Consider the following 26981-nt stretch of genomic DNA (forward strand, 5'->3'; position numbering starts at 1 on the left):
ACCGGTACCCGGTCGGCGACGACACCGTGATCATCACGCGGGGCGACCGCGATCACTTCAGCCTGCTCGTCGTCCCCCCGCAGGCGAGCCAGGAGACGGCCCTGGCCGCGATGGCCCGCGCGGTCGAGGCCGGCGGAACCGACTCGGCACGGCAGATCCTCATCGCCACCGGCATCGGTCCCCAGCCGCCGGCCGAAGCGTCCTGAGGGACGGCCTCGTGGGCAGGGCTCCTCGGGCAGACAGGAAGGCAGGACGGAGAGATGTCCGTCTACGTGAAACTCTCGGCCGACGCCCGGGCGCCGGCGGAGCCGTCGAAGGGGCCGCTGGACCTGCAGTACGAGGACGGCACGGACGACGGCGTCACCTTCGAGTACGACCTGCATCCGAGTGGCGCGCTGCGCGTCCTGCGGGTCTTCGAGGACACGCCGCACCGGATCGAGGCGTGCTTCAGTGCCGGGGCGTGGCTCCAGGTCGTGGGCACCTACCTGCGAAGCGGCTCCGAGTACTGACGGCGATCCGCGGCTGCGGGCGAACCGAAGGCCCTCGGCGGCGGTTGCCCCGGTCGCTCAGCGGTGCGCGGACCGGCCTCCGTGCCGGAACCGGACGGCGGAGAGGGCCAGTGCGACGGCCAGTACGACGATGCCGATGAACAGCAGGTAGAGCAGGCCCTTGGCGACGACGCCGACCAGCCGAGCATGATCGCCACGATGATCAGGAAGAGCACGATCTTCTGCCGCCACAGCGCCATCTCCAGCGCGTCCAGCGGCGGGTCGGCGCGCATGTGGGTGGCAATCTGCCAGCCCACGATCCGGCGCGAGTACGCGTCCAGGGCGAACGCAACGTAGACCCAGCCCGACCAGGTCCGGATGTAGGTCAGGTCGGCCAGCAACAGCTGGTGCGGGCGCTCGGCGGCGAACCGCCGGTTGACCAGGTCCGGCGGGCGCGGGGCCGCCGGCTCGGGGACGGTGGTGCGGCGGCGCTGTCCGCGGCCGACGCCCTCGATGCCAATCTCGCGCACCAGCCGCTCGACGGCGCACCGCGCGACCTGGTGGCCGGCCCGGATCAGGGCGCGGGTGACGCGGCGGGCGCCGTAGGTGCGGCCGGAGTCCTCCCACGCCGCTGTGACCAGCGGGATCAGCTCCTCGTCGCGGAGCCGGCGGTGAGGCGGTCGTCCCGCCCTCCGGCGTCGGCCTCGGCCTCGGCCTGGCGGGCCCAGGGCCGCAGAGCATCGTTGTGGATGCCGAGGTCACGGGCCACGTGAGCGACAGGCCGGCCGGTCGGCCGGACCCGCACACGGCACGCTCACGGAGCCCATCCGGGTACATACGTGGTGCCGGCACTGCTCGTGGTTCTCCCTACGCCTGGATCGCAACAAACCCAGACATCAGGGACTCCATGAAAGCCAGAGCAGCTCAGCCCGGATGCCGCGCATGAACTCCATCATGGAGCGCTGGATACAGACCTGCCGGCGCGAACTGCTGGACAGCGCCCTCATCCGGGACCAGCGCCACCTGCTCCACACCCTGCGCAAGTTCGAGTCCTTCTACAACGGGCACCGACCGCACCGGGCCCTGAGCCAAACCGCCCCGCCCCCATCCACCACCCGAACCCATCACCGAAGCGGGGCAGATCAGACACCTGGAGATCCACCGACGAGACCGACTCGGCGGCACCCTCCACAAGTATCAACATGCAGCCTGAGCTGGGAGGGTGATCAATCGACACCCACAGCCTCATCACCGCCCGACTCATCCGGTGTTTGAGCAGCCGCAGGATCTGTCGGCGCGCACTTGATCGATGGCAAAAGCGTCAAATGCAAACCCACCAGCCAAAATCTGCGATCCCGGCGAACAACCATTGAACCCCTGCAGTGATCGACAGATCGGACATATATGCAGGACGGGCGCATAAAGCCACCAGCCCACGACGCCGATCAGCCTCCGGCCACGGCGTCGAACCACGAAACCGTGAGACGAATGTGAGAGGCAGGTCCGGAGCACGCCGAAGGCCGCTTCCTCGTGAACGAGAAAACGGCCTCTGACCTACGACTTTGGAGCGAACTCCAGTCGGGACGACAGGATTTGAACCTGCGACCCCTTGACCCCCAGCAGGAAGGGTTCTCCTTTTCCTGCCTGAAATGCGCTCGCACGCACGTCGTGCGTGTGCAGATTAGTGCGTTTCGCGCACCTCACGCGCCAGCGCGCATGACGCGTGGCCCCCAGCTGGTCCCCAGGTCAGGGGCTTGACGGAGGGTCCGAGTGGCGTTCATGTCTCCAGAGTAGCGCCACTCCGAGCGAGGATCCAGCGATTCCCGAGATCGCCCAGAACTCATCGAACAGGGGCCCTGAACTGCCGGGAGAAATCAATCCGATCCGGGCCGAACGCCAGCCAGAAATTAGCCACCGAAAATCCCGGACTCACCCATTCCCTGCGGGCTCGCGGAATTCTCGGCGTTGCGTATTCCGGGGACCGGTCCGAGGCTCGGCGCCATCACACCGCGCCTGCTCCGGGTTGTACGAGCCCAACAACCCACGGCCGACGGGCAGACGCCTTCTCCCGGCACGCGGCCACTCTTCCGAGCAGCGACCCCGTGCGGGCCGATGCTGCGCGATCAAGCTGCCCTACCCACCGAACGTGCGCCGTGATCACCCTCGCGGCGTGTCGCCAGCGCGTGTCCCGGCCAGTCGATCTTGCCTGTGCTCCACGCCCCGCCCCGCGCGCTCTGCCGCCACACCCACCGCTACCGCAACTCTGGAAACGCCATCACCACTTGGTTCAAGGAGGAGCCCATGGCGCAGCGTCCCAAGCGAGGCAGGGTGTACCGGCGGTGCGGGTGCAAGGACGGCAACAGCGGGAAGCAGTTGGGTTCGTGGTGCCCGCGGCTGGCCGCCGACACCACGCATGGCCGGTGGACGTACGCGGTGGACCTGGCGCTGCAGGACGGCAAGCGCAGAACCCGGCGGCGGGGCGGGTTCGCCAGCCGGGCGGAGGCGGCCCGGGAGATGGCGCGGGTGCTGGATGCCGAGTACCGGGGCGTGTACGAGGACCGCACGCTGCGCGTCGGGCTGTTCCTGTACGAGTGGCTGGAAGCGAAGCGCCCGGCGCTGGCCCCGAACACCTGGGCGGGCTACCGGGCGTGCATCGAGCGCGACCTGGTCCCCGCGTTCGGCGGCATGCTGCTCGTCGACCTGCGGCCCAAGCACATCGACGCCTGGGTGAGTACGCAGCTCGCCGCCGGCCGCGGGCGCACCACCGTTCACCACGCGGTGGCCATGCTGCGCAACGCCCTGAACCACGCGGTGCGCACGTGGCGGCTGCGCTACAACCCGGCCAAACACTCCGTACCGCCCAAGCCCCGCGCCGCCGAGCGCACCTGCTGGACCCCCGATGAGGCCGCGGCCTTCCTGCGGCACAACACTGAGCACTACGCCGACCGGCTCACCGACCTGTTCGAGGTCATGCTCGGCACCGGCATGCGCCGCGGTGAGATCCTCGCCCTGCACTGGTCCGACGTCCATCTCATGGACCGCCAGCTCTACGTCCGCTGGACCCTGACGGCCGTGAACAACGGGAAGATCCACCTCGGCGAACCCAAGACCGAAGCCAGCCGCGCCTGGGTGAGCCTCTCCCCCAGAGCCATGGCAGCCCTCCACCGCCAGGCCGCCCTCCAGATTGCCGCCCACCCCGACGACCGCCTCGAAGGCCTGGTCTTCGCCCGCCCGGACGGCGAGCCCCTTCGGCCCCAGTGGGTCCTCGACCAACTCCGCAAACGCACCGCCGAACTCGACCTGCCGAAGATCGGTCTGCACGACCTGCGCCACACTGCGGCCAGCATCATGATCGCCGCGGGCATCCCCCTCGCCGTCGTCTCCAAGACCCTCCGTCACTCCAACCTCGCCATCACCGTCGACCTCTACGGCCACCTCCTCAAGGACTCCGCCGACGCCGCCGTCAAGGCACTCGCCTCCGCACTCGACCAGGCAGACGCCGAGGTGGCCGGAAAGACCGATCCCGCTGTCGATCACGGCTTCGGACAGGCGGCGTGAGCGGGCCGATCCTTCTCGCATCAGGCAGCAACTGAGCCGTCCATCGGCACCTGGCGCTGGTGGGTCGTGCGTCCGGTCTGGTTCGCCGTCCTGACCGCGGTACTCGTTGCACCGACACTGTCCGCGCAGTGGGCGCGGCGACCGCTGTCAGGGGGGCGCAGTCGCGGCAGACCAACCCGCCCTGGCTGTCTGTGTGGGCGATCTGGCTGCGGTGGTGGACCATGTAGCAGGTCGCGCAGACGAACTCGTCCGGCTGCTCCGGCAGGACCTTGATGGTCAGATCCTCCCCGGAGAGGTCGGCTCCGGGGAGCTCCACGGTCTCGACCTCTTCGGTCCCGTCCAGGCCGGCCGCGCCGGGTCGCCGCTCCTCACGGCGGGACTTCAGCTCTTCGAGGCTCTCCTCGTTGTCGTCCTCGGTGCGCCGTGGGGCGTCGTAGTCCGTTGCCATAGTGATCGCTCCTCGCGTGGGTCGCAGAAGTCACCCGGTGAGGCCGGGTCGGCAGGGGCTCAAGCGGATGGGGCGCGGTCGGAGCCGTCATCCCGCGCGTCGGCGGCGATGGCGGGCCGCGCCGACGATCGTCGATGCCCGGTGCCCCGGGCGGGGGGTGTCGACGGGAGGATTGCTCCCGTCGAGCCTGGTGACGGTGGTGTCGCAGACCGGGCAGGCGTGTCGGTGCCAGCGCGGCGGCCACCAGGAGTCCCCCGATGCGTCGGGGTGTTGTGAGTCGGGTTGCGTGCCGCGGGTCGACAGCCCGCAGAGGGTGAACTGCGCCGGGGCGGGCGTACGGGCGGCGGCGTGGACCCGGACGACGGGTGCCTTCGGCCTGGCGGGCTGCTTGTCGGCTGTGAGGAGCCGTATGTTCGCCGACCCGTCCAGCTCCAGCAGTGCGATGAGATCCATATCCCCACCGTGACCCGCCCGGGCACCGTGTGCATCCGGTCGTTGGCGCGCGGGAGCACTGGGTAGGCGTGAGCATGCCAGGCTCGACCCCGCCGAAGCCGCCGAGCGCGCAGCTCCTGCCGGTCCTGGTGCCAGGGGACGTGGGTCAGGCCGCCGTTGCCCTCTGCGCCACCCATCGGCCCCAGCGCTCCAGCCCGGACGGGCCACCTGGACCACGCCGATGTCAGCTCACCCTACGAATCTCCGGGTACGGCCACCAAGGAAGGTACGACTCGCGCGGCGGAGACAAAGAGGTGCCCCGCACACGGATCCGTGCGGGGCACCCGCTCATGTCTGGAGGTCAGGCGGGGCGGATGTGCTCCGCCTGCGGGCCCTTCTGGCCCTGCACGACGTCGAAGGTCACCTTCTGGCCCTCCTGGAGCTCACGGAAGCCCTGAGCGTCGATGTTGGAGTAGTGGGCGAACACGTCGGGGCCGCCGCCGTCCTGCTCGATGAAGCCGAAGCCCTTCTCGGCGTTGAACCACTTCACGGTGCCGGTCGCCATGCGCTTGCCCTTCGTGGGAACTGGTCGCGCCCACTGGTGCGGGCCCGGAGGTGATCGCCGTGGTCCGGAGAGGCGTCGAACAGCAAGAACGCCCACGGCATGTGACCGCGGGCGAGATCTTCGGAACCACGACTGCTTGATCGAAACGTTACACCGCGGGGGGTTCCGCGGCCAGGGAGGCGAGCCGGACACCGAGCGGCGTGGCTGCGGCACCCGTAGGCGCCTCGGTCGGTGCCGAGCCGCCGGCGGGCACGAACGGGGGCGAGACCACCGCGCCGAACAGGTGCGGGAGGCCTGGCGCCGGCAGACCCTGGGAGAGGGGCCGACCTCGAAGGAGTGCGATGACCGGTACCAGTGCCTCACGGGAACCGAGCGCCATGGTGCACATGTCGATCTCCGGTGCGCCACGTGCGGCGAACGTGATCGCCGACACGGTGGCGCAGTCATTCAAGGTGATCACTGTCCCTGGTCCTGGCACAGCGAGGGACTACGTCTCACCCGCCGATCAGGTGGCCCACACTCGCTGGCAGGTCGACACGTCAGCGCCGATCGCAGAAGCCGCCGCACGGCCGGTTGCCCGCGCAGGTACCGGTGCCGGCCCGGTGAAAGTGGAACTCGGCGGCCGAGCCGATGCCGTGGCCGAGGTCGATGCACTGATCCGCAACCGATTCCGCGCTGGACCGCCGGCGGGGTTCTCCCAGGCGTTCGAAGTGTGGCCGGAGAGTCCGCCGGACGCCACAGTCCAGCCATGACCGACGTGGCATGCGTCTGGCGCGGCCGACGAATTGCGCACGATCGGCATGGTCTGGGAGCGCGAGCTGATCCGCTTCGCGCGCAACCACGCGGATCCTCTCCAGCTTCGTGCAGCCGATCGTCTTTCTGTCCGTCCTCGGCTACGGCATGTCCTCGCTGATCGGCACGCCCCGCGGCTTCGACCGCGGCGTGCTGGTGATCGTACGGCGGCCGCCTGTCATCACCGTCCTCCAGCAGCGGCTGCCCTCCCCGTGGCGCGGGCTCGTCCCGCAGCGCGGCGATGTCCGCGCGACCGGGTAGCCGGTAGACCTGCTCGGCGCCGAGCACGCTCACCTTCGCCACGGACAGCCTCATCGCCGGTCGGCCGTCGTAGGCGACCATCTTGTACGCCGAGTCCAGGTACGGGGCGTCTGCCGACACCCCGACCAGGGCGCCCACCGCGAACACGTCGTCGGCCAGCACGGTCCGCCCCTCCGGCACCACCCGCACCCCGCCAGGAGCCGCGAACTGCGCAGCAGGTCGACCGCACCCGCCACTTCGCGTGCCTCAGCACGTGTGGCCCGGTCGGCCTCCGCAGCAAGGGGTGGCCGGCCACTTCCCTACCGCGCCTGTGAGCAGTGCCATGGAAAGCGCTGGGGGACGTCCGTGTGCTGCCCAGAGCCTGTCGACCCACTCAACTCGGCGAGGCAGTGCCCCTCCCAGGGAGCACGATGGCGCCTCTCCCCCCAGCGGCCCGCTACTGCGGCCACCCAGCATGCCCCTCGGGGCGCCCCTGTCCGTCCGGCTCCCAGACATCGGCAACAACACGCACGGCACGCGTCGGCCCCGCATCTTCCTGGCCTTGCTTCAGAGCCCTGCCGACCAGGAAGTCGGCGTACTCCTGAGCGGACCCATCGAAATGGTCCGTGTACGGCAGAGCCGGCTGCGTGACCGTTTCGTTGCCCTCTGCCGAGAGCACGCGCACTCGCCATCTGTATCTCGCCATGGCGGCCTCCGTCGGATTCATGCCTCATCTCGACCGTATGACAATCGCGCCGAGGTGGCTCGGCGGGTGCCGGCGATGGCAGGTGCCCACCAATCCCCCACCATGCCGCCTCGTAAGGGCGCCAGCGGGGTGAAGTAGTCGACCTCCGGTTTCGAGCCGGTCCAGCAACGAATCGGGGGCCTTCGGCAGCTTGCCGCTCCCAACGGCCCCGTTCAGTGCCTCTCCGAAAACGTGCGTGCCCGGGCGGCCCCTGAGCATCATCCGCATCGCGCTCCCTCAGCCCGGTGAAGCACGTACAGCCAGCACTTCGTCCCCTCGCCGCCGGCCCATCCCGAGGATGTCGCGGTGCCCCTCGACGGTCACGGCCATCACGACGTAGACCGGCCGGCCGGCGACCTGCCCGTCACAGATCTTGACGTTGACAGCGTCCGCGAACACCAGCCGGAGCGCAGATCGAGTTCGCCACGTCGAATGTGGACGCTGCGAGGGCGGGTTCCGCAGCGAGCCAGCGACAGTCGAATACGCAGCCACCAGCCCCAAGGCACAGCCGACGCCCGACGGTGAGCCTCATCACCTGACACGTGGTCCAGGGTTCGCGGCAACGCTGCCCGCCCTGGTACGCGATGGGATGACAGGCCGGCGATCACGATGCAGCCGCCGAAGCGCAGTGGTATGACGGAGCCGAGCTGGAGGTTCTCTGCCATGACCCGCTACTGCGTCGACCCCGCCTGCCGTGAACTCATCGCCACCTGGGGGACCGGCGAGGGCGACCTCGCCACCCGGATCGCCACCGCCCCGGCAGACACCGACCCTGCCGCGCTGTCACGCCTGGCCCGCGCGCTCACCCAGCTGTCCACGGCAGCCTGGCGCACCTACACCCACCCGGCCAGTGCCGCCGACTCCCTCGAGGTGAACAGCGAGGGCTGGCGGTGGGAGCAGGAACGCGAGGCGTTCGAGGAGGTCGCAGGTGCCGTGGCAGCGCCGAACCTCCCCGAAGGCGGCATGCTCACCGTGTCCTACACCCCGGTGCTGGAATCCGCTCACCGCGTCGGACGCGCCCTGCACGCCCTGAACAACCCCGACCTAACACAAGCCGTCCGCACCGAAACCGCCACGGAGCTGGCCGCGGTCGAGAGCGCCGAACTCGGCGACCTCACCGACCGGGCCCAGCAGGCCGTGCTGCTCAGCCGCGAGGACGCCTCCCCAGTGCAGGTCGCCGCCGCCGACCGGCTGTTCGAGGAGGATCCGTTCGGCTCGCCCGCCCTGTTCACCGATGTCGATCCGACCGCCGCAGCGGTGGCCGCGGCGCACTGGCTGCACGCCGCGGCCGAAGTCGCCTCCGCAGCCTCCGGCGCCACGCTCACCACAGTGGTCCAAGCCGCCGACGACATCGAGGCGCTCGCCCACGAGACGCCCACGATCGTCCTGGAACTGCTCGACGAGGGCGCCTCCCCACACGAGGCCGTCACCTCCCTGGTACGCGACGCCCTGCAGGTGGCGGACGGCATCCTGCCCGAACCCGACACCTTCCGCGAACAGCTCGACCAGACACAGGAAATGCTCACCGAGTACGGCGACGATGCCGAGCTGGAACTGTCCGGGCTGCGCTTGACACCGCTGGACCCGCAGCGGCCAGCCCTCGACCTCCTCGAAGACCTGGTGGCCGGCATCCACGGCTGCTGGCTCATCCACGACGAATACACCGAGACCGCCGACCACGAGGGCGACGACCTGGCGGCCCCCAGCGACAAGGAGTGGGACGAGGAGGCCGCCGAGGAACTGCACCGCCAACGCAGCCGCGGGCAGTTCGCCACCCTCGTCCGCGCCACCGCCGTACGCAACCACGACCGCCTCACCTGACCGATCGCCCCTCACCTCGAACGACAGTCCGCACCGAGCCGGCCACGACCCCAGCCCCCTCCGGAACGGGAAGCGGCCAGCGCCGCAGTGGCCGTCCGTTCCTCTCCTCATCTCCAGGCTGCGCTTCGACCCCACCCGCGATTAACTACACAGCGTGACAAATGGGCTCTGGGTCTCGCGATCAACCAGCAGAGCCCAGCCGCATCAAACGATCACCGCGAGGATCCGAGAACCGCCCAACCCTCCCGCCTACGACCACATGAGCCCGATCACCGTGGCTCACCTCGGAGCACCGTTCGGCCTCCCCACGGCTCGGCCTGCCGGACGTAAGCGCGGCTGGCGCGACCGCCCGCGCCACACCCTCTACAGGACGCCGCTGCGCGGGGGGCAGCAGTATCGATCACCGGCCGGCACCCGGCGAACCCCTACTGAACCCGAGCCGGCCCGTTCCGTGACCTCCTCGCCGGCATCCACGGCTGCTGGCCCCTCCACGACGAGTACACCGAGCCCGACGACCAGGACGACGAAGAGACGACCGAACGGCACCAGCACCACAGCCGCGCGCAGTTCGCTGCGACCGTCCGCACCACCGCCGCACAGAACCGCGACCGGCTCATGCAACAGTCTCCGGCCCCGGATCCGCCCACAGAACACGCGCCCCTCACGCCCGCACCTTGTCGTCACTCACCGCCCGCCCCCGGAAATTCTCCGGGTAACTCCCGGTGATCACTTCCCGCCGTGGCGCGCAGCAGTCGAAAACTCCAGCCGCCAGTCCAGTCCTCAACCATCCGACATGCAGATGAAAATGAAAAATGGTCACAAGCTGTCGTCTCCCTGCTTTTCGCCCTAATTCCTTCGCCGCCCCCAGATTCGACACTCCGCACCTCCGATAATCACCCCCGAATGGCCGCTACCGACCCCTTGTGCACTTTCCAAGGGGATCACCACAGCTCACAGGCCCAGATGGTCGCCCGATTCGCCTCCCCCACGCCATGATCCGCCCCCTGCCACGCCAGGCCGCTCCGCTGTGAAGCTGGGCTCAGCCCGATCGCACAAGGAGTCGAATCCCATGAACCTGACCGATCCTCAGCGCGGACGCGTCTACCGGCGCTGCGGCTGCCGTGACACCGCCGGCCGCCAGTACGGCGCCCGCTGCCCGAAACTGAACACCCAACCAGGCCACGGCAGCTGGGCCTACGCCGTGGATCTGCCCTCCCTGTCCGGCAGGCGTGAGACCCGACGCCGCGGTGGCTTCCCCGACCAGAGCGCGGCCCTCGCCGCCCTGCAGAACCTCCTGCTGACCGAGCGCACCGGCATCACGGTGGACGAGACCCTGACCGTCGCCGACTACCTGGCCGAATGGCTGCTCTCCAAGCGGGAGATCCTCAAGGCCACGACCTACGCCGGCTATCACCGCCACGTCCACCACGACCTCATACCGGCCTTCGGTCCGCTCCCGCTGACCGACCTCCGCGACCGGCACGTCACCGCCTGGTCCCGCCGCCAACTGGCCGCTGGCCGCGGACGGCCCACGGTCCACCGCTGCTGCTCCATCCTCTCCAGCGCCATGAACACCGCCGTCAGTGCCGACGTACTGGCCCGCAATCCCGCCCGCAACGCCGCGCTCAAGCGCCCCGCCGCACCCGAGCGGCTGTGCTGGACCCCGCAACAGGCCTCCGCCTTCCTGCACCACAACGCCGAAACCTACAACGACGTCTACGCCGACATCTTCGAGGTCATCCTCGGCACCGGCATGCGCCGCGGCGAGGCCCTGGGCCTGCACTGGCCTGACATCCACTTCCAGCAACGCGTCCTGTTCGTGCGCTGGACCCTGGCCTCGCTGAACAACGCCCGCCTGCACCTGCAAGCACCCAAGACCCGCGCCAGCCGCAACTGGGTCAGCCTCTCCCCCCGCGTCAGCGCCGCACTACGCCGCCAAGCCGCCCGCCACCGCGGCACCCACCCCGACCAACCCCGCCTCCAAGGCATGGTCTTCACCCGCCCCGACGGCAAACCCATCAACCCCGAGCGCCTCCTGCACACCCTGCGCCAGCGCTCAGCTGAGATCGGCCTACCCAAGATCGGCCTTCACGACCTCAGACACACCGCCGCCACCATCATGATCAGCTCCCAGGTGCCACTCGCCGTCGTCTCCAAGACCCTGCGGCACTCCACCTTGGCCACCACCGTCAACATCTACGGCCACCTGCTCCCCCAAGCCGCCCGCGAAGCCGTCACCGCCCTCGCCGACGCACTCGACCACGCAGACCTCCCCCGCGAGATCAACTGACAGGGCATCAGGTGGTGCGATCACCTCGCGCCCACCCCGCCCGCAAACTGCCAGGTCAGAGCGCCGGACGCGACCACCCTGCGACCACACGCCCTCCGGAAACGAGCGAGAGCGGGCACCTGGATTCCCAAGTACCCGCTCTCACAACCGACTTCACAGTCGGGACGACAGGATTTGAACCTGCGACCCCTTGACCCCCAGAAATGCGCTCGCACGCACGTCGTGCGCGTGCAGATGAGTGCGTTTCGCGCACCTCGTGCGGCAGCGCGCATGACGTGTGGTCCCCAGCTGGTCCCCAGGTCAGGGGCTTGACGGAGGGTCCGGGTGGCGTTCATGTCTCCAGGGTAGCGCCACTCAGACCGTGGATCCAGCGATTCCCGCGGATCGCCCAGAAAGTCACCGGGCAGGGAGTCCGTCACCACCGAACGAAATCAATCCGACCTGACCGAAGGGCAGCCAGAGAATAGCCATCACAAATCCCGGCATCCCCCATTCCCTGCGGGCTCACGGAAATTCTCGGCGCTCACCGTGACGCATTCCAAAGACCGATCCGAGGCTCGCCACCACCGCACCGCGCATGCTCCGGGTTGTACGAGCCCAACAACCCACGGCCGACCGGCAGACGCCTTCTCCCCCTCCGCGGCCACTCTTCCGAGCAGCGAGCCCGTGCCGGCCGACGCTGCGCGATCAAGCTGCCCTACCCACCGAACGTGCCCCGTGATCACCCTCGCGGCGTGTCGCCAGCGCGTGTCCCGGCCAGTCGATCTTGCCGTGCTCCACGCCCCGCCCCGCACGCTCTGCCGCCACACCCACCACACCCGCAACTCTGAACACGCCATCACCACTTGGTTCAAGGAGGAGCCCATGGCGCAGCGTCCCAAGCGGGGCAGGGTGTATCGGCGGTGCGGGTGCAAGGACGGGAGCAGCGGGAAGCAGTTGGGTTCGTGGTGTCCGCGGTTGGCCGCCGACAGCACGCATGGCCGGTGGACGTATGCGGTGGATCTGGCCCGGGAGGAGGGCAAGCGCCGGACTCGGCGGCGGGGCGGGTTCGCCAGTCGGGCGGAGGCGGCCCGCGAGATGGCGCGGGTGCTGGATGCCGAGTGCCGGGGTGTGTACGAGGACCGCACGCTGCGCGTCGGGCTGTTCCTGTACGAGTGGCTGGAGGCGAAGCGGCCGGCGCTGGCCCCGAACACCTGGGCGGGTTATCGGGCGTGTATCGAGCGTGACCTGGTCCCGGCGTTCGGCGGCATGCTGCTCGTCGACCTGCGGCCCAAGCACATCGACGCCTGGGTGAGCGCTCAGCTCTCCGCCGGCCGGGGCCGTACCACCGTTCACCACGCGGTGGCCATGCTTCGCAACGCCCTGAACCACGCGGTCCGGACGTGGCGGCTGCGCTACAACCCCGCCAAGCACTCCGTACCCGCCAAGCCCCGCGCCGCCGTTCGCGTCTGCTGGACCCCTGACCAGGCTGCGGCGTTCCTGCGGCACAACACGGAGCACTACGCCGACCGGCTCACCGACCTGTTCGAGGTCATGCTCGGCACCGGCATGCGCCGCGGCGAGATCCTCGCCCTCCACTGGTCCGACGTCCACCTCATGGACCGCAAGCTCTACGTCCGCTGGACACTGACGGCCGTGAACAACGGGAAGATCCACCTCGGTGAGCCCAAGACCGAGACCAGCCGGGCCTGGGTCAGCCTCTCCCCCAGAGCCATGGCCGCCCTCCACCGCCAAGCCGCCCTCCAGATGGCCGCCCACCCCGACGGCCGCCTCGAAGGCCTCGTCTTCGCCCGCCCGGACGGCGAGCCCCTGCGCCCGCAGTGGGTCCTCGACCAACTCCGCAAGCGCACCGCCGAACTCGACCTGCCCAAGATCGGCCTGCATGACCTGCGCCACACCGCCGCCAGCATCATGATCGCCGCCGGCATCCCCCTCGCCATCGTCTCCAAAACCCTGCGCCACTCCCACCTCGCTATCACCGCCGACCTGTACGGCCACCTCCTCAAGAACTCCGCCGACGAAGCCGTCCTCGCCCTGGCCAAAGCCCTCGACCACGCAGACGCCCTCCACGCAGACAACACCTCTACGGTCATCCCGAACGCCTGCCTGGCCGCGTAGATCTGGCCACCAGGAACCCGGCAGCACAGAACGAAGGTCTTCAACCTCTTCCGCATCCGACCGACCTCGGGCCTGGCCCCGCATCCGGCCGCCAGGGCAGACAGATCGGCAGTACGTCCCCGCCCGCGCCGGGAGGATCTTTGTCAGTTATCAGGAAGGCCTTCGGGATCAGGGGCGACATCGCGGAAGAGGAACTTGGTCTCGCAGATGCGGCCCGGTGCTGCTCGACGAAGGTGGGTGGCGGCCACCCCGAAGGGCGACCGGCACCCGTCGTCCCCGAACCATCCTGCTACACCGGGGAGTTATGGTGCTCAGCCGCCCCGGGAGAGTGACCACTGCTCTCGTACCCACGCCCGGTCACACAGGCGTACCCGCTGTTGCGATCCTCAGCCGCCCCAGAGGGCAAGCGTCACGGAGCGCCTGGCGCCGGCGCTCGGGGTCGAGAGCGCGTTGCGATCCTCGGCCGGCTCGAGTTCGATGCGGGGACGGCGGCTCTTGCCTCCAACGTCAGGGGATTGGCTGGATCATCGTGATCCCGTGTAGCCCGGCTGCGGCGAGCCCGGCGCTCAGCATTCCGCTCGCGGCGGTGGGGGTCATCTGGATGATGTCGTAGCGGGCCGCACCGGCGCGGACGAAGGGATCGGTCCGGGTGATCTTCTTGATGGTGTCCAGATCGTCGCCGATCGCCAGGATCACGCCGCCGGTTCGGGGAACCTGCCGTCCGGAGAGCAGGAACGTGCCTTCGCGGTAGTGCCGTTCCAGGTATTGCCAGTGTTCTGGCATCAGATCGTCAATCTCGTCGAGGTCCTTGAGATAGGTGACAGTGAGGATGAACATGGTTGTCCTCGGGGGTGGTTGGCCATCGGTGAGAATGCGGGTCGCCTCGCCACGCCGATGGGAACCTGGCACGGGCCGCCGCCTCGGCCGTGATGGTTGGTACCGGTCGACCGGGTCGGGCTCTTCGCGCTTGGCTCGCCGTGTCGGGTGTGCCGGTGGCTGACGGCCGGCGCGTATCGGCGGGTAGCCATGGCCGGCGTCACTGCACGGTGGTCCGGAGGTAGCCGGCCGGGTTGCGCAGGAAGGCCAAGGTCCGGTTCCAGGCGTCACGACTGGCCTCGGCGTGCTTGTCGTCATGGCTGACGTCGAAGAAACTGTGCGGGGCGTCGGGGTAGCTGACCAGGTGGTGGGGTGTCCCGGAGGCGGTGAGAGCGCTGTCGAAGGCGCCCACTTCGCCCGGCGGGATGTACGGGTCGGCACCGCCGAAGATGCCCAGGATCGGGGCGGTCAGTTCGGAGGCCCGCTGGGTGGGCCCGGGCCCGTACGGTCCGGCGATGCCGGGGACGCCGTAGAACCCGACCGCGGCTGCCAGGCCGTGGGCAGGCGCTGCGGAGAGGAAGGCGTGGCGTCCGCCGAAGCAGAAGCCGACGGAGGCCACGCCGGCCATGGCCGGTCCGCCGAGGGTGCGCAGGTGGTCGGCCGCCGCGCGCAGGTCGGCCTGGACGGTGGCCTCGCTGGTGCGCACGGCATGGTCCATGAACGGGAAGTCGTCGCCGCGGGTGCCGATGCCGGCGGTCCTGCCGTAGTAGTCGATGACCGCGGACGGGTGTCCGTGGTGCGCCAGGGCGATGGCCAACTGCTGGTAGAACCCGTACAGGCCGCGGACGTCCGGCAGCACCACTACCCCCAGGGCGTCGGTGGGCCTTGCTCGGAGGTTGCCGGGCTGGCGGTGAAGGCGGCGAATCGAGTCCCGTCGGCTGATGTCAGGGCGGTGAGTTCGGTGAGGATCTCGGTGTCTGTGGGGCAGTCCGCGAGGACGGGCGGCATGGAGTCGGGTTCGAAGCACATGAGGCGGATTTCCTTGTTTCGTCCGGGGATCGGGGCACGCGCACGCATGCGGCGAGCGCTGATTTCGTCTGCGCTGACGGGGATCGGATCTCCGGTGGGAGCGAGGCAGTGGCCGCGCCGAAGGTTCACCTCGGGCGGGTAACCGGGTGGAGGCTGGTCGGCTCGCCTTGGCGCGGTCCGGCGGGCCTGCGGGCCTGCGGGCCGGCCGACCGTGAACGTCCCCGCAGGCCTGCGCTCGTCGCGCAGCAGGCTGGGAAGCGGCCGGTCCGCCAGGCGTGCCTTGTCCGGCGGTTCAGCGAGGGGGTGTGGAGGAGTCGTTGCTCGCAGGACTGTCCGGCCCGGTCAGTGGTCCTGCCCCAGCAGGCGGTATGCCACCCGGGGGTAGTGGTCGTAGCGGACGGCGATCTCTCGGGACAGCAGGGTCATGCGCTCGATCACCCGGTTGTTGCGCAGCGCGCCGCCGTCCAGGACCCGGAACGGCAGAGGGTCGAGCAGTTGCATGACGGCGGCCTTGGCCGCTTCGTCGTCGCCGGTGACCAGGAGGTCGCTGAGGCCCTCGGGGAACTGTGGCTGGTCGAAGACCACCCAGAAGATGTTCTTGAACGCGCCGACGACGTGGGCCGTGGGGGTCAGCTCGGCGAGCTGTTCCGCGGCCGAGGTGTCGTAGGCGGTGGTGAAGTCGGTGAAGTCCGGTGTGAAGGGATTCGCGAGCTGGACGAGGATCTTGCCGTCGAGGAGTCCGCGATGGCGGTCGACCAGTTCCTTCTCGTCCTGGTGCCATATCGCCAGGAAGATGATGTCGGCCTGCTTGATGGCATCTGCGTGGTCTGCCGGTTGGACGCGGTCGTCAAGACCGAGGCGTCGGATGGCGTCGGCCGCGCGGCGCTCGTCCCGACTCGCCCACAGGACGTCCCGGTGGTGGTGGGAGAGTGCGCCGGCAAGTGCCGTTCCCATACGGCCGGTTCCGATGACGGCGAGACGGGGTGAGGTGTTGGGGATGGACAAGGGGATCTCCGGTGCGAGGTGCTCGATGCTGGGCGTTCAGCGGACAAAGCCGGTGACCACGTCGGTGAATTCGACCTGCGGCTCACCGGCCAGGAGCTCCGGGAAGCGCGCCAGCAGACCGGTCACGTAGGAGGCGGCGAAGTGGACGTCGCACGCCGCGCGGTCGGCGTACCGCTCCGAGACCAGGAACCGGCCGCCCTCCTGGCGGCCGACCGTGTAGGCCACCGCCCCCTGCTCCTCCCGGGAGCGCTCCGCCACCTCTCGCAGGGCCGCCTCGAGGACGTCCTCCTGCCCGGGCCTGGCCTGCAGGATCGCCACCACCATGGTCATCGCAACTGCCCTTTCTCTCGGTCAGTGCCCAGCCTGACCGGGACCGCGCAGCCGCTCATAGTAGAAACGCGACAGGCCCTGGCCCAGCAGTGCGGTCGGGCGCTGGCCGGTGAAGTGTCGGAACTCACGGATGAAGTGGTTCTGGTCGTAGTAGCCCGCTTCCAACGCGCTCGGCAGGTACCGGCGTTGATCCGACAGCAGCAGGGTGCGGGTGAGCTTCTGGAACCTGGCCAGGCGCTGGAACCCTTTCGGGCCCACCCCCACCGCCGATGGGAACGCTCGCTGCAGCCGCCGGGGGCCGACCCCGAACTGCTCGGCGAGTGAGTCCACCCGGATGCCGCCGGGGCGGCGGTAGACGAGGCGCACTGCGGCGTCCATCCATGGGTCGGCCCGGTGGTGGCCGGCGAGCAGCCCGGTGAGGAACCTGTTGAGGACGTCCGTGCGCGCGCCCGGATCGGTGGCCAGGCGCACTTCTTCGGTCATCCGCCGGCCGTCCGGGCCCCACAGGTCTGTGGCGCTCACCACCTGGTCGGCCACGTCGTCGACCCCTCTCGTGAGGAAGTGGCGCAAGGCACCGGCCCGGAACCGCACGGCCACGAAGCCGACCGGCGCTCGCGAGGTCAGTGACCAGCGCGTCTGCCGTAGGCAGACCAGGTGCGCGGCGGGCAGCGGCTTCGACGGCAGCCCGTTCGCTCCGCACAGGTCAACCCCACCCGTCCAGTGGATCCACAGTTCGGCGCCCGTCCCAGGCAGCAGCTGCGGCAGGTCGCCGGCGTCCCCCTCACACCACCAACACCGTTCGACGAAGGCTCGCAGAGCCGGCTCCGGTGACGCGTACTCGATCCGCATGATGCCTCCCGTTGTTGGTACGACCCGTGACCGTCCGGCCTGGATCGACGATCGTCTCAGTGGCCCCATTCCGGGAGAGTCGTGCCGGAGCGGCCCACCCGCAGCCGGCCCAGCCTCGCCCACATCTTCTCCGCACTCGCCTGCGGCGCGTGCAGCCGGCGCAACTGCTCGACGGTAGCCAGGCGGAACTGGAACAACGACGCCGGCACCGCCCAGTCGATCTCCATCGCCCTGGCCGGCAGCCGAGCACCCCGTTTCAGCCCCCGACCGGCCCCCAACAACCACCGGTCCCCGGCCAGCGCCCTGCTCCGGACCATCTGACGAACGCACACCGAGAAAAACGGTAGGGAGCGCTCTACCGGGTGCCGTAGAGTAAAGGCCACCGACGCGGGGTGGAGCAGCTCGGTAGCTCGCTGGGCTCATAACCCAGAGGTCGCAGGTTCAAATCCTGTCCCCGCTACGAACGTGAAGGCCCGGCTTCCGCCGGGCCTTCACTGTGTCCGGAGCCGTGCGGCTCGCCCCCTTCACCAGCCCCCGCCACCAGGCCTGCCCGCCCATCGGCCCCGCCGGAAGCTGGGCACCGCGCTTCGACCCCCGGCCCGCGTCGGTTTCCGGCCGGTCACCGCCGCCCTGCTGATCGCCGAGCCGGTCTGACGCGACCGGTCGGCGCTCACCGGCGGCGGCCCGTGAGCCGTCTGCCGGTTTTGGGGCCGGTGGCGTCAGGGCTTCCCCTTGGAGACGAAGAGGGTGACGGCGGTGCCCGGGGCGACGGCGGTGCCGGGCCTGGGGTCGCTGCTGATCACCGCGCCGGCCGGGGTCTTCCAGTCGGTGAAGTTCTGGATGCGGTCGATCTTCAGTCCGGCTTCCGTGAGGACCTTCTGGGCCTGGGCCTGGGGCATGTTGAGGACTGGGGGGACGGTGACGGAGGGGTCGCCGGGCGCCGGTTCGGTGCGAGTGCCGGGTGAAGGCATGGCGCTTCCCATCGGAGACTCGGGGGAAGCGGTAGCAGAGGTGTCTGGGGCGGGGGAAGCGGTGGGGGTCGGCTCCGGCGGCTCGGGCGAGGGTGTCCCGGAGGCTACGGGCGGGGCGGAGGCAGGCCGGACCGGGGACTGGTCGGAGCCGTGCAGGGCGAAGGCGGTGCCCGCGGTCAGGACGATGGCGGCCGCCGATGCCGTGACCGCGAGCAGTGCGCGCCGACGGCGGGTGCGGCGCAGGATGGCGGTGCCGTCGAACGCGGGGGGGTGCGTGTCGTTCGCGAAGTTGTCCATGGCCTGGATCAGTGCCTCTCTCAGGTCCGGGTCCGGGGTGGAGCCGAGGTGGTTGTCGGGCGGGAACGGGGTCATCACGCACCTTCGAACTGGGGCAGAGGAGTGGGCCGGTCGTCGTCTGGTGCGGGCGGGGGCGGTTCGGACCGGGGCGCCGTGGTGCGCAGTTTGGCCAGCCCGCGGGCGAGTTGCGAGCGCACGGCGGAGGGTGAGATCCGGAGTGTCTCGGCGATCTCCTGGTCGCCCATGTCGTGCAGGTAGTGCAGCACCACGACGGTGCGCATCCCGATCGGCAGGGCGTGAAGCGCCTGGACCAGTTCGTCGCGAAGGTCCACGAGCCGGTACGGGTCACGAGGGTCGGCGTGGTCCGCGAGGTCCGGGCGTTCACCGGCCCGGCGGAGTCTGCGCCACTGGTCGTTGGCCAGGTTGACCACGATCCGGCGTACGTAGGCCTCCGGCGAGTCCGCGACGGCCACCCGGTTCCAGTGCCGGCAAGCCTTCTCCAGCGCCTCCTGCAGCAGGTCCTCCGCACTGTCCTGACTTCCGGTCAGGACGTAGGCGGTCCGGAACAGTGCTGCGGAGCGCTGCTGGACGAACTCGACGAAGTCGATCCGCCGCGTGTCCCTACCGCGCCGGCCCAGCCTCACCAGCCACCCGCCGATGCACTCATGTTCTCTCCTTCAACGTTCCCGCACCCATGACGGCCCCGCGCAGCGCCCTGCTGCACCAAAGCCCCCGAAGTGACGCGCATCACACTGGTGGGCGGCCCGGAACGGGCCGGGAACGCCCGACGCCCCACCGACGGCCCGTAACGGTCGGCTGGGGCATCGGCCCGCCGGGTGGGTCGGGGAAGGGCGACGGTGGGCACCCGGCTGCTCCTGGGTATCGCCGTCGGTGTCCAGGAGGCGGGTGGCACGGTCGTGCAGGCGATCTCGAACGCCGCAGAGTCCTCCGCACCCGCGTCCTCGGCGGCGTCATCAACGAGTACCGATATGCGGCTTGACCAGCAGCGATGACTTTCCGAGCCCCACAGGTGACAGCCGCTGTACCGCTCTCCCGACCTCTGTCCCGTCGCGCCGAACCTTGAGTGGATCTCACCGAAGCCTGACGGATTGCCGTTCGTCTCATCGAAGATTGAGTGCGTAGGTCAGGACGCTGCCGCAGCTGGCAGAGCACATGTCTGCTCACCATGCCCTTGATCGGCTGAACACCGGAGCGTCCCGCCGGTCTGGGACCGTTATGCCTCTGACCTGTGGCGTAGCCGGTGCTCAGACTTCGATGAGGCTGCTCAAGGTTCGATGCGACAGGACAACCTCGCTGTCCCGTGACAGAGAAGTTTGAGTAGTGTCAGCGAAGTTTGAGTGGCGCCGGTCACTTCGCCATGCGGCTGAGCGTGAAGGTCCTCGGTCTTCGCCGATGGGGATATCCGCCTGAGGGCTGCCGCCGGTGCGCGGCTGCTCGGCGGGTTCAGCTTGGCATCAGGGCGGGGGCGAGGAGGCGGAGGTCTTGCAGTTGCTGCTGCAGGGTGTCGGCGATGGGCTGCACGGCGACATGGTCGGCACCGGCCTGGTAGTGCTCCCGGATGCGCTCGGCCAGCGTCTCTGGGGCACCCCAGGGCACGACCGCGTCGATGAGTTTGTCGCTGCCTCCGTCGTCGAAGTCGGCCTCTGTGAAGCCCAGTTCGCGCAGGCTGTTGAGGTAGTTGGGCAGGCGCAGGTAGACGGCCGCGTAAGCGCGGGCGGTGGCGCGCGCCTGCTCGGGGTCAGTGTCGACCACCACGGCCTGCTCGGGCGCGAGCAGCAGGTCGGGGCCGAGCGTTGCGCGGGCCCGGCGGGTGTGTTCGGGTGTGACGAAGTACGGGTGAACGCCCTGGGCCCGGGTGGCGGCGAGCTTGAGCATCTTCGGGCGCAGCGCGGCGAGCACGCGGGGCACCGGCTCGGGGTTCGGCGCGTAAAAGAGCGTGGCGTCCATCGCGTCCAGGTAGGCCCGCATGTCGGACAGCGGTGTGCTGGAGTCGTGTCCGCGGGCGCTAACGAGAGGCCGGTGGCTGACGCCGAGGCCGAGCACGAAACGGCCCTGCCATGCCTCGTGCAGGGTTCTGGCGCCGTTGGCCGCCGCCGTCGCGTCGCGTCCGTAGATGGTGGCGATCCCGGTGGCGACCATCAGGCGCCGGCTTGCGGACAGCAGCAGGGCCGCATGGGTCAGCGCCTCCTTCCCGGCGGGGGGCTCGTCGATCCACAGCGTCCCGTAGCCGAGGTCCTCGATGACGGCGACGGCACGCCGCTCCTCGTCCGCCGTCACCGCGGACAACGACGCGAGCCATACCCCGGTGCGGCCCAGGCGCTGTTTGAACGCGGGCAGGTCCGTGGGCAAGGTGGTGACGCGTTCAGTCATGGTGCGCTCCGCACTGTTCCTGGGCTTGGGTACAGCAGCCTGGCACTTCCTCGATTCACGGCGAGATTAACCTAATTCTGCAGATATGTGACGCAGTGCCAGTGTTGTCGCCTGCGGCAACCACCGGGGGTGTCCTGTGTGCATGCGTGGTCAGTTCCGGCAGGCCGACACCCCGAGACCGGCACCCCTCAGACTTCGCTGACACTGCTCAAACTTCTCTGTCACGGGACACCCAGGGATCACCCAGTCCGAGAGAGCGGAACTGTCCGTTCTCATCGAAGCCAGTCACCGTCTCATCCAATCCAGTCGAGCTATTGCCGGTCAGGCGTGCGGTGACAGGCCGTCGTCCATGGGGACGTTCTGGGCTTCCCGCGTGATGTCGGAGTTCCTGGCCTGCTCAAGGATCAAGGCGGCGAAGTCCTCCCCGATGTGCCCTACTCCGATGGCACCCGTGACGAGCTGAGCGGCGGCGGTGAGCGGCATTGGGACTTCCAACTCGCTGGCCTCGGACAGCCCCAGGTCGAAGTCCTTGCGCAGCAGCGGCATGGTGAACGTCGGCTTGAAGCCCAGGTTGACCAGCGGGTGCGACTTGTAGCGGGTGTAGACGGAACCCGTCACGGAGTCGCAAGTGGATGTCGTCGTTCCGATCTTGAGGGGTGCCGGTCGAACGGGCGTCTCGATCGGGTGGGTGCTGCGACCGCCGCCTGGCCGAGAACCTGGCCACCGCTACCGTGCGGCTCGAGGACGAGGCCCGCCACTTCCCGGCGGGCCAACTCGCCTGATCCGCCGCCGGTCGGCCGTCGCTCGGGTCAGCCGGTGGCCGACGAGCCTCGGAACGCCCCGGCCAGCACCGGTACCAGCCAGCGCTCGATCTGCCCTGGGGGCTCGGCGGCCAGTTCGGCACCGACCGGCGCCAGCGCGAGCCAGTTCAGCAGGCCGGCCGCGCACCGGATCCGGAAGTTCAGCTCCTGATTGCCGACGCCGGGGAGCATCGGCGAGAGCTCTTGGACGATGTCCCGCCGTGACTGCTGGAACTTCGCTGTCAGCCGGTCCCAGCCCTTGGGTGGGTCGATCCCGACCCGCGCCACCGTGCGCATGACTGCCAGCTCCCGTCCACCGGCCGCCAGTGCGCGCATCATCGGCCCGGCGAAGGCGGCGGCCAGCTCCTCGATGTCCGAATCGGCTTCGAGCGCGTCGACCGCCGCCATCTGGGCGTCCAGGTGCCGCTCCAGCGCGTCCTCTATCGCTGTGTCGCACAGCGCTTTCAGCGATCCGAAGTGGTAGCTCACCGCGGCCACGTTGGCCTCGGCGCGGTCGGTGACCTCACGCAGGGTCACGCCCTCCTGGCCGCGCTGCGCGAGCACCTCCACCACTGCGGACAGCAGGCGGTCTCGCGTGCGCTGGCCGGCCTCGCGGCGTTGATCTGTCCTTTCCCTCACCATGGAAGAAGTCAAACAGCTGCTTGATTTTGCTGTCAAGCAGCCGTCCCGCCTGGGGCGCAGTGCTCGCCCAGCGACTCAATCAAGCATTCGATTGACAGGCTTGACGGCTCACTCCTACAGTTCAAGCGATCGATTGATTTGTTAGGTGCCACCCGGCGCCGACCGATTCAGCGTGCCTCGGATCCCGAAGGCCGACCTGGAGGAGCAGGACATGAAGTCGCTCAGCTGGAAGACGATCATCGCCACCACTGCGGCCGTGAGCCTGGGCAGTCTCGCCCTCGCCGTCGCACCGTCCCAGGCCGCCAGCCCCGCTGGCGGCAGCGCGCAGGTGCGCTCCGTCAGCGGCGCGGCGGACCACGCGGACCTGACCCCCGGCCAGTTGGCGGCGCTGCCGCTGACCAACCGTCACCTGACCCGGCACGAGATAGCCAACCTGGCGGTCGTGCTGAACGCGTACCACGTGGCGGAGGGCCACAGCCTGGATGTCGACGCGTTCATCAACAGCTTCACCGCGGACGGCGTCTTCAACGACAAGGTCGCCGGTCAGAGCTACCAGGGCCAGGCGCTCGGCGACGTGCTGACCCGGATGGCCGGCATCTTCCCCGACGTCCACCGTGACCTGAAGAGCATCACCGTGAACGGCGACGTGATCAGCCTCGAACTGTCCATCCAGGGCACCTTCGAGGGACCGGTGCCGACGCCGGCGGGCACCCTCAAGCCGACCGGCGCGAAGATCGACGCGCCGACCGCCGACTTCTGGCACCTGCAGGACGGCAAGATCAAGAAGTTCGACTGCTTCGTCGGATACACCGTCATGTACGCCCAGATGGGCGTGAACCTCGACTGGGCCGGGGCGGTCGCCACGGGGTGAACCACCGCTCGGCGGCTTCCGATGATCCGTCAGGGGCTGTCCGGCCGCGGGCCGGGCAGCCCCTCCCCTGGGTCAGAAGGACGGGTCCTGCCAGCGGCGATCAGGTCGAGGCCGGACCGCGGCTTGAGGAGGTCCTGCGGCGGTACGGACCGGATCACGTGGTGCACCGCGCCGTTTCGGAGGCCCGGCCGGCCCTGCTCGCGATGGCTGACCAAGTCGAGCAGTGTCTCGCCGGGTGCCCGACCTGAGTGGCTATTGTTGTTGTGATCTCGAGGGTGGACACCGTGGAGCTGTTGACCAGCACCCTTGGTGCGGCATCCGTCGAGTTCAGCACGCTGGCAGGGCCCGTGGTGACCGCCTCCAGGCCGGGCAAGACGGAGACCATGGTGAACCGTCCCGGCCGCCGCCCCTCGGCCATACGGGTCGTTGAGTGCCGCCGTTCGATGGATGCGGCGGTCGGGTCCGATGCGGCTGTCGCCCGGCTGAGACACCTTCCTTGTGGGCTTAGCGGGGGATACGCCCCAGCCTGTAGAGGAACCCGGTGTCGTGGGGTTTCGAACCGCTTGCCCATCGTTCATCTGGGTAGTTGCAGGAAGGACTCTCGACGTGTCTGATCCCGTCGTCCTCATCACGGGTGCGCTCACCGGTATCGGCCGTGCCACCGCCTTCGCTTACGCCCGTCAAGGCGCGAACCTCGTGGTCTCCGGCCGCCACGAGGACGTGGGTGAGCAGCTCGCCAGGGAACTGGCCGACCTCGGCGCCCCGGCCGAGTTCGTGCGTGCCGACGTCCGCTTCGACGCCGATGTGAAGGACCTCGTCGACCGCGCGGTCGCGCGGTTCGGGCGGATCGATGTCGCCTTCAACAACGCCGGCACCGAGGGAACACCCGGCCCTGTCACCGAGGTGACCGACGAGGCATACCAGGCCATCTTCGACACCAACGTCAAGGGAACGCTGCTCTGTCTGAAGCACGAGTTCCGGGTCATGAGGGAACAGGGCGCAGGCAGCATCGTCAACGTCAGCTCTGTCTTCGGCTTGATGGGCTACCCCGGGGCGGCCTTGTACGTCGGGAGCAAGCACGCCGTCGTCGGCATCACCAAGGCGGCCGCGCTCGAAGGCGCCGCTCACGGTATCCGGGTCAACGCGGTCGCGCCCGGCTTCACGCGGACCCCCATGTACGAGCGGTTCACCGGCGACAACACGGTACGTGCCGCGGTCGATTCGGTGCTGCCCATGCACCGGGCGGGTACCCCGGAGGAGATCGCCGGGGCCGTCCAGTACCTGGGTTCCGACAAGGCGAGCTACGTCACCGGGCACATCCTCCTTGCCGACGGAGGCCTCATGGCGGGCGGCCCCCTGTTCCCGAGCACGTGAACCGCGAGGCCGGCCACGGCGTGCGTGCGGCCATCAGGGGCACGGACGGCCGCTCCTGGCTCCTCCTGCAGCCAAGGTCTGACGTTGGGCGAATGCGCTGTGCCCGGAGGCTTCGGAGTCAATGCTTCTCAGGTGTCTGAAGCGACGCGCGGCGCGGGCGAGTGGTCCTCGCCTCGTCCTCGCCGGAGCGTCTCGCCTGGCCCGAGATGGACGGGATGCGATGAATGAGCGCGCGACCGATCGGTGACCACGCCCTGCTCTCCGACTGCCGTTCGGCCGCCCTCGTCACCTCCGACGGCTCAGTGGACTGGCTGTGCCTTCCCCGGTTCGACAGCCCGGCGATCTTCGCCCGACTCCTCGACGAGAGCGCCGGCCACTGGTCCATCCGCCCCACCGAACCTGCCGACACCAGCCGCCGCTACCTCGAAGACACCCTCGTCCTGGAAACGACCTTCCGCACGGACGACGGCACGGTGGTGCTGTGCGACGCCCTCGCCCTGGGACGGCGTGAACGCGGCCACGCACTCGGCAGCGCCTCCCCGGGAGTGCTCCTGCGACAGATCACCTGCACCGAAGGACAGGTGACCATCGAGATCGCCTACGCGCCGCGCCCGGAGTTCGGACTCGTCCACCCGCTCCTGACACCCCTGCGGGGCGGACTCGCCGCGCACGGAGGCGCCCACATCCTGCTCCTGTCGAGCCCCGTGGACTTGCGGGTGAGCGGCTCCACGGCGCACGGCCGGATCCCGCTGCGGGCAGGGCAGCGCCTGGGATTCGCCCTGCACGTCGAGCCGGCCTGGGAGCGCGAGCCGATGCGCTGGCGTGCCGGGCGCATCCGACGCCGCCTCGGCGACACCATCAACGGCTGGCGCTCGTGGTCGCGGCTCCACCGCGCGTATGCCGGCCCCTGGCAGGACGAGGTGGGCCACAGTGGACGGGTGCTACGCGCCCTGACCTTCGCGCCGACCGGCGCCATCGTCGCGGCGGCCACCACCTCCCTGCCCGAGCGAGTGGGCGGAACCCGCAACTGGGACTACCGGTACACCTGGGTCCGCGACGCGAGCTTCACCCTTCAGGCGCTGGCCACGGCCGCCTGCCACAAGGAGAAGGAGAAGTTCTTCGACTTCCTCGCCCGAGCCGCGGTGAACCAGCTCGACCGCGGCGTCGACCTGCAGATCATGTACGGCATCGGCGGGGAACGCGATCTCAGCGAGCGGCTCCTGCCCCACCTGACCGGCTGGCGCGACAGCAGCCCCGTTCGGAGCGGCAACGACGCCTGGCGCCAACGTCAACTCGACGTCTACGGCGAACTCCTCGACGCCGCGCACGAGACCCTCCCGCCCGGCGAACGTCTGGACCCGGTCACCCGCACCTTCCTGGTCCAGGCGGCGGAGACAGCCGCCCGGCGGTGGTCCCAGCCGGATCAGGGCATCTGGGAGCGACGCGGGCCCAGCAGACACTTCCTGCACTCGAAACTGATGTGCTGGGTCGCCCTGGACCGTGCCATCGCCATGGCACCCACCCTCCAGGCCGAAGCCCGCCTACCCCACTGGCGGCACGAGCGCGACCGGATCCGCGAAGCCATCGAAGAGCGCGGCTGGAGTCCCCGCCTGGGCGCCTTCACCCAAGCATTCGGCAGTGAGGAACTCGACGCCTCGACGCTGATGCTACCCATCGTCGGCTTCCTGCCGCCCGACGACCCCCGCGTCCAGTCCACCGTGCTGGCCATCGCCACCCACCTGACCCACCGCGACGGCCTGGTCCGCCGCTACCTCAGCGACGAGCTGCCCGAAGACGAAGGCGCCTTCCTGCTGTGCACCTTCTGGCTCGCCCATGCCCTCGCCCTCACCGGCGACACCACCCGCGCACGGCACGTCTTCCAGACCGCCCTCGCGCATGCCAACGACGTCGGGCTGCTGGCCGAGGAGACCGACGCCACCACAGGGGAGGCCCTCGGCAACTTCCCACAAGCCTTCAGCCACATCGGCCTGATCAACGCCGCCCGCGCCATCCGCGATGCCGAGAGGCAACCCACGCAAATGCAGCCCCGATCAACCGGCTGACGGCCCTTGCCCCGGCCACCGACGGTTGCCCGACCGGGCGGGACGG

General features: G+C 69.5%; 26 protein-coding genes, 1 tRNA gene and 4 pseudogenes. 14 read left to right on the forward strand and 17 right to left on the reverse strand.

The genetic code is table 11. The annotated features are described in order from the left end of the window. Positions 1 to 206 (forward strand): DUF5994 family protein (locus ACWCXH_RS26100; RefSeq protein ID WP_449803912.1); only part of this gene is annotated, 206 nt, incomplete at its 5' end. 54 nt (positions 207 to 260) lie between these two features. After that, positions 261 to 509 (forward strand): hypothetical protein, encoded by a 249-nt coding sequence (locus tag ACWCXH_RS26105; protein WP_449783924.1) that lies wholly within the window; start codon positions 261 to 263, stop codon positions 507 to 509. Here the strand turns inward: ACWCXH_RS26105 and ACWCXH_RS26110 are convergent. The 3 genes and pseudogenes from ACWCXH_RS26110 to ACWCXH_RS26120 form a co-directional block, all read right to left on the reverse strand. Next, on the reverse strand, positions 482 to 1018 hold the full coding sequence (locus tag ACWCXH_RS26110) for a DDE-type integrase/transposase/recombinase (RefSeq protein WP_449803913.1): 537 nt from the start codon (positions 1016 to 1018) through the stop codon (positions 482 to 484). The genes ACWCXH_RS26105 and ACWCXH_RS26110 overlap by 28 nt on opposite strands. 21 nt (positions 1019 to 1039) lie before the next feature. Further along, positions 1040 to 1138, reverse strand: a pseudogene (locus tag ACWCXH_RS26115) (IS3 family transposase); the annotation flags it as partial. Continuing rightward, entirely contained in the window at positions 1135 to 1257 is a 123-nt protein-coding gene (locus tag ACWCXH_RS26120; protein WP_449783926.1) for a hypothetical protein, read from the reverse strand. The pseudogene ACWCXH_RS26115 and the gene ACWCXH_RS26120, both read right to left, overlap by 4 nt. A 161-nt stretch (positions 1258 to 1418) precedes the next feature. Here ACWCXH_RS26120 and ACWCXH_RS26125 point away from each other — a divergent pair. After that, positions 1419 to 1701: pseudogene (locus tag ACWCXH_RS26125) on the forward strand (integrase core domain-containing protein); the annotation flags it as partial. Between the two features lie 1088 nt (positions 1702 to 2789). Beyond that, the gene (locus ACWCXH_RS26130) at positions 2790 to 4046 is read left to right on the forward strand and encodes a tyrosine-type recombinase/integrase (RefSeq protein ID WP_449803914.1); all 1257 of its coding nucleotides are present in this window, start codon (positions 2790 to 2792) and stop codon (positions 4044 to 4046) included. A 157-nt stretch (positions 4047 to 4203) separates the two neighbouring features. Here the strand turns inward: ACWCXH_RS26130 and ACWCXH_RS26135 are convergent. From ACWCXH_RS26135 to ACWCXH_RS26145, 3 genes and pseudogenes are all read right to left on the reverse strand, one after another. Next, positions 4204 to 4494: pseudogene (locus ACWCXH_RS26135) on the reverse strand (DUF4193 domain-containing protein); the annotation flags it as partial. An 87-nt stretch (positions 4495 to 4581) separates the two neighbouring features. Next, positions 4582 to 4947: a hypothetical protein gene (locus ACWCXH_RS26140; protein WP_449803915.1), complete on the reverse strand. Its 366-nt coding sequence runs from the start codon at positions 4945 to 4947 to the stop codon at positions 4582 to 4584. A 340-nt stretch (positions 4948 to 5287) separates the two neighbouring features. Further along, positions 5288 to 5491: a cold-shock protein gene (locus ACWCXH_RS26145; RefSeq protein ID WP_224277403.1), complete on the reverse strand. Its 204-nt coding sequence runs from the start codon at positions 5489 to 5491 to the stop codon at positions 5288 to 5290. Between the two features lie 341 nt (positions 5492 to 5832). On the opposite strand from ACWCXH_RS26145, the gene ACWCXH_RS26150 reads away from it, so the two are divergent. After that, entirely contained in the window at positions 5833 to 6243 is a 411-nt protein-coding gene (locus ACWCXH_RS26150; RefSeq protein WP_449783929.1) for a hypothetical protein, read from the forward strand. A 109-nt stretch (positions 6244 to 6352) separates the two neighbouring features. Beyond that, the gene (locus tag ACWCXH_RS26155; protein ID WP_449783931.1) at positions 6353 to 6544 is read left to right on the forward strand and encodes a hypothetical protein; all 192 of its coding nucleotides are present in this window, start codon (positions 6353 to 6355) and stop codon (positions 6542 to 6544) included. A gap of 941 nt (positions 6545 to 7485) precedes the next feature. Here ACWCXH_RS26155 and ACWCXH_RS26160 read toward each other — a convergent pair. Next, positions 7486 to 7670 (reverse strand): annotated as a pseudogene (locus ACWCXH_RS26160) (transposase); the annotation flags it as partial. A gap of 261 nt (positions 7671 to 7931) precedes the next feature. Here ACWCXH_RS26160 and ACWCXH_RS26165 point away from each other — a divergent pair. The 3 genes from ACWCXH_RS26165 (at position 7932) to ACWCXH_RS26175 (ending at position 13497) form a co-directional block, all read left to right on the forward strand. After that, a complete protein-coding gene (locus ACWCXH_RS26165; RefSeq protein ID WP_449803916.1) occupies positions 7932 to 9089 on the forward strand; it encodes a hypothetical protein in 1158 nt (385 codons plus the stop codon). A gap of 1069 nt (positions 9090 to 10158) precedes the next feature. Then, positions 10159 to 11379, forward strand: coding sequence for a tyrosine-type recombinase/integrase (locus ACWCXH_RS26170; protein ID WP_449803917.1), 1221 nt, complete (start codon positions 10159 to 10161; stop codon positions 11377 to 11379). 996 nt (positions 11380 to 12375) lie between these two features. Next, positions 12376 to 13497 carry a tyrosine-type recombinase/integrase gene (locus ACWCXH_RS26175; RefSeq protein ID WP_449803918.1) on the forward strand — a complete coding sequence of 374 codons (1122 nt, stop codon included), beginning with the start codon at positions 12376 to 12378 and terminating at the stop codon, positions 13495 to 13497. A 507-nt stretch (positions 13498 to 14004) separates the two neighbouring features. Here the strand turns inward: ACWCXH_RS26175 and ACWCXH_RS26180 are convergent. The 5 genes from ACWCXH_RS26180 to ACWCXH_RS26200 form a co-directional block, all read right to left on the reverse strand. Continuing rightward, a complete protein-coding gene (locus ACWCXH_RS26180; RefSeq protein ID WP_449803919.1) occupies positions 14005 to 14334 on the reverse strand; it encodes a YciI family protein in 330 nt (109 codons plus the stop codon). Between the two features lie 199 nt (positions 14335 to 14533). Then, positions 14534 to 15340, reverse strand: coding sequence for a dienelactone hydrolase family protein (locus tag ACWCXH_RS26185; RefSeq protein ID WP_449803920.1), 807 nt, complete (start codon positions 15338 to 15340; stop codon positions 14534 to 14536). 344 nt (positions 15341 to 15684) lie between these two features. Then, complete coding sequence (locus ACWCXH_RS26190) at positions 15685 to 16347, reverse strand: NADPH-dependent F420 reductase (RefSeq protein ID WP_449803921.1); 663 nt, start codon at positions 16345 to 16347, stop codon at positions 15685 to 15687. Between the two features lie 36 nt (positions 16348 to 16383). Beyond that, positions 16384 to 16677, reverse strand: coding sequence for a putative quinol monooxygenase (locus ACWCXH_RS26195; protein ID WP_449803922.1), 294 nt, complete (start codon positions 16675 to 16677; stop codon positions 16384 to 16386). A gap of 21 nt (positions 16678 to 16698) precedes the next feature. Then, positions 16699 to 17526 (reverse strand): helix-turn-helix domain-containing protein, encoded by an 828-nt coding sequence (locus tag ACWCXH_RS26200; protein WP_449803923.1) that lies wholly within the window; start codon positions 17524 to 17526, stop codon positions 16699 to 16701. An 81-nt stretch (positions 17527 to 17607) separates the two neighbouring features. On the opposite strand from ACWCXH_RS26200, the gene ACWCXH_RS26205 reads away from it, so the two are divergent. Next, entirely contained in the window at positions 17608 to 17847 is a 240-nt protein-coding gene (locus ACWCXH_RS26205; protein ID WP_449803924.1) for a hypothetical protein, read from the forward strand. A 65-nt stretch (positions 17848 to 17912) separates the two neighbouring features. Beyond that, positions 17913 to 17986: transfer RNA gene (locus ACWCXH_RS26210), tRNA-Met, on the forward strand. A 259-nt stretch (positions 17987 to 18245) separates the two neighbouring features. Here the strand turns inward: ACWCXH_RS26210 and ACWCXH_RS26215 are convergent. The 5 genes from ACWCXH_RS26215 to ACWCXH_RS26235 form a co-directional block, all read right to left on the reverse strand. Next, entirely contained in the window at positions 18246 to 18869 is a 624-nt protein-coding gene (locus tag ACWCXH_RS26215; RefSeq protein WP_449803925.1) for a PASTA domain-containing protein, read from the reverse strand. Beyond that, positions 18869 to 19402, reverse strand: coding sequence for a SigE family RNA polymerase sigma factor (locus ACWCXH_RS26220; protein ID WP_449803988.1), 534 nt, complete (start codon positions 19400 to 19402; stop codon positions 18869 to 18871). The genes ACWCXH_RS26215 and ACWCXH_RS26220 overlap by 1 nt, the downstream gene beginning before the upstream one ends. A gap of 856 nt (positions 19403 to 20258) precedes the next feature. Next, the gene (locus ACWCXH_RS26225; protein WP_449803926.1) at positions 20259 to 21185 is read right to left on the reverse strand and encodes a TIGR03620 family F420-dependent LLM class oxidoreductase; all 927 of its coding nucleotides are present in this window, start codon (positions 21183 to 21185) and stop codon (positions 20259 to 20261) included. Between the two features lie 321 nt (positions 21186 to 21506). Continuing rightward, positions 21507 to 21803 carry an NAD-binding protein gene (locus tag ACWCXH_RS26230; RefSeq protein ID WP_449803927.1) on the reverse strand — a complete coding sequence of 99 codons (297 nt, stop codon included), beginning with the start codon at positions 21801 to 21803 and terminating at the stop codon, positions 21507 to 21509. Positions 21804 to 21994: 191 nt separating this feature from the next. Beyond that, positions 21995 to 22558 carry a TetR family transcriptional regulator gene (locus ACWCXH_RS26235; RefSeq protein ID WP_449803928.1) on the reverse strand — a complete coding sequence of 188 codons (564 nt, stop codon included), beginning with the start codon at positions 22556 to 22558 and terminating at the stop codon, positions 21995 to 21997. 241 nt (positions 22559 to 22799) lie between these two features. Between ACWCXH_RS26235 and ACWCXH_RS26240 the strand changes: the two genes are divergently transcribed. The 3 genes from ACWCXH_RS26240 to ACWCXH_RS26250 all read left to right on the forward strand — a co-directional run bounded on the left by ACWCXH_RS26240 (position 22800) and on the right by ACWCXH_RS26250 (position 26935). After that, positions 22800 to 23498 (forward strand): nuclear transport factor 2 family protein, encoded by a 699-nt coding sequence (locus tag ACWCXH_RS26240; RefSeq protein ID WP_449803929.1) that lies wholly within the window; start codon positions 22800 to 22802, stop codon positions 23496 to 23498. A 546-nt stretch (positions 23499 to 24044) separates the two neighbouring features. After that, a complete protein-coding gene (locus ACWCXH_RS26245) occupies positions 24045 to 24872 on the forward strand; it encodes an SDR family NAD(P)-dependent oxidoreductase (protein WP_449803930.1) in 828 nt (275 codons plus the stop codon). A 224-nt stretch (positions 24873 to 25096) separates the two neighbouring features. Beyond that, entirely contained in the window at positions 25097 to 26935 is a 1839-nt protein-coding gene (locus ACWCXH_RS26250; RefSeq protein ID WP_449803931.1) for a glycoside hydrolase family 15 protein, read from the forward strand. The last annotated feature ends 46 nt before the right edge of the window (positions 26936 to 26981 follow it).

The organism is Kitasatospora sp. NPDC001660 (genome assembly GCF_053596725.1).